The organism is Streptomyces sparsus (assembly GCF_054776295.1).
This window is the reverse complement of record NZ_BAAHCA010000755.1, coordinates 1-2,456: the sequence shown is the minus strand read 5'-3', so window position 1 is coordinate 2,456 and position 2,456 is coordinate 1. Positions and strand designations below refer to the sequence as shown.

Sequence of the window (2,456 nt, the reverse complement as noted above, 5' to 3'; positions counted from 1 at the left end):
GAGCCGTCCCCTGAGGCGCCGGGGGCGCCGCACGCGCCCGATCGCCGGGGAGCAAGCACACCGGCCGGTGACGTCCCGCAGGTCTGCGGTCGGCACCGGCCGGGGCGGCGTACGTTGGTCAGCTGACGCCGGCCGACTCCTCGTCGCTGTCCTTGACGCTGTCCTTGACGACCGCCTGCCGCCTGCTGGCGACCAGGCTCGTGACGGTGGTGACAACGAGGACGGAGCAGATGACACCGAGCGACACCGGGATGCTGATCTCCGGCACGTGCACTCCCGCCTCGTGCAGGGCGTGCAGGACCAGCTTCACCCCGATGAAGCCGAGGATGACGGACAGGCCGTAGGACAGGTGGACCAGCTTGCGCAGCAGGCCGCCGATGAGGAAGTACAGCTGGCGCAGGCCCATCAGGGCGAAGGCGTTGGCCGTGAAGACGATGTACGGGTCCTGCGTCAGGCCGAAGATCGCCGGGATGGAGTCCAGCGCGAACAGCACGTCGGTGGTGCCGATGGCGAGCATGACGATCAGCATCGGGGTCATCAGCCGCTTGCCGTTGCGGCGGATGAACAGGCGGGTGCCGTGGTACTCGTCGGTGGAGGGGAAGCGCCGCTCGACGAGCTTGAGGAAGCGGTTCTCCTCGTAGGCCTCGTCGGTGTGGTCGGCCCGCGCTTCCTGGATGAGCTTCCAGGCGGTCCAGATCAGGAACCCGCCGAAGATGAAGAAGACCCACGAGAAGTTCGCGATCAGCGCGGCGCCGGCGGCGATGAAGACCGCCCGCAGCACCAGCGCGATGAGCACGCCGATCATCAGTACCCGCTGCTGGTAGGCGGGCGGCACCGCGAACTTGGCCATGATCAGCACGAAGACGAAGAGGTTGTCGACACTCAGCGACTTCTCGGTGATGTAGCCGGCGAAGAACTCACCCGAGGGCTGCGCGCCGGCGAAGTAGAGCAGACCGAGGCCGAACAGGGCGGCGAGCACCACCCAGACCGCTGTCCAGGTGCCCGCCTCCTTGAGGGAGACCTCGTGGGGCTTGCGCCCGCCGATGAAGAAGTCGGCGGCGATGAGGGCGCACAGACCGACAACGGTCAGCGCCCAGATGGGCAGGGTCACATCCACAGGGGAAGCCTCCGGCTCGTGTGGCCGGAGGTCTCTTCCACTCGTGCACGGCACGAGCCGGTGTCCCGGGACCAGTTGATCGGTCCGTACTGACGAGAGCACCGCAGCAGGGAATACTCCCCTCCGCTGCGAAGAGATTACCCGATGGTCAAAGGCTGGTAAAGGGCGGCCCTAGGAAGTGCCGTAGCGACGGCGGGCGTCGGCATGCCGGGCGAGCACCTGGCTCAGGACACCGCTGCCGGGCGGGACCGTCGGCGGCTCATAGGTCCACTGGTGGCCGACCCACGGGTCGGCGAGGTGGTTGTCGGGCACCGGCGTGATGCGCAGCAGCGACCGCCACAGCGGGTCGAGCACCGGACCGTAGGAGTCGGCATCGGCCCGGTCGGCGACCATCATCAGGTGCACGCCCACCGGTGGGCCCTCGTCGGCGAGGTAGCGGAGCTGGGTGACTCCGCGGTCGTCGAAGCCGTGCGGGAAGTCGTGCACGATCAGCAGTTGCTCGGCCGGGTCGAGGTCCGGCGGCAGCGCGTCCGCGGCCCGGTTGCGGACCGCCATCTGCACCAGGTCGACCCGGCGGGTGAGGGCGGTGAGCAGCTGGGTGACGTCGGCCGCTGTCCGGGCCGGCGGGCTGCTGAGCACGCCGGCCGAGCTGAGCGGCATGAGCGCGCCGCCGGCGGCCCCGGCCGGGTCGATGACGTGCAGCGTGAGGTCGCCGACCGGGTAGACGGCCAGCAGCCTGGTGGCGAGGGCGGTGGACAGGCCTCCCGCAAGGGTCCGCAGTTCCTCCGGGGCGAACACGCCGGTCGAGTCGGAGGTGCGCCCGTGGTCGATCCACAGGCCGCGTTCCAGGGGCAGCCGGGTGAGCAGCGGTATGCGCAGATCGGCCCGCTCGGGGAGGCTGAGGTCTCCCAGCCGCATCGCCATGGGGGTTTCCATCGGCGGCTGGTAGGCGTGCCAGACGGGGTTGTCCCAACGGGCGAAGGACGGCGGCAGGGCCGGCTCGACCACAACGTACTCGGCGACGAGCTGCGCGCGGTCGCGGTCGAGCACCGCCCTGGCCCGCTCCACCAACTCGGCGTGGCGCGCGCCGGCTTCGGTGCGCACGGCGTCGGCGGCCGGACCGGACCGGGCCCGAGGGTCGCTGAGCGCGCGGTCGAGTTCCTGCTCCCGTCGCGAGTCGGCGAAGTCCACGGCGCTGCGGTACGCGGCGACCGTGCGGGAGTAGTCCTCGAACATGCCCCAGATCTGGTTGTACAGGCGTTCGTCCATCGACCAGCCGGCGGCGTCCCCGGCGACCGGTCGCGCGGGCCGGTCGGCCTCGGGCGGGGGCGGCGGAGGG

General features: G+C 70.6%; 2 protein-coding genes. Both read right to left on the bottom strand.

The window, feature by feature from the left end:
* Positions 1 to 118 precede the first annotated feature (118 nt).
* Positions 119 to 1,117 (bottom strand): TerC family protein, encoded by a 999-nt coding sequence (locus ACYVE9_RS23000; RefSeq protein WP_461029802.1) that lies wholly within the window; start codon positions 1,115 to 1,117, stop codon positions 119 to 121.
* A gap of 171 nt (positions 1,118 to 1,288) precedes the next feature.
* Positions 1,289 to 2,456 (bottom strand): serine/threonine-protein kinase (locus ACYVE9_RS22995; RefSeq protein WP_461029801.1); only part of this gene is annotated, 1,168 nt, incomplete at its 5' end.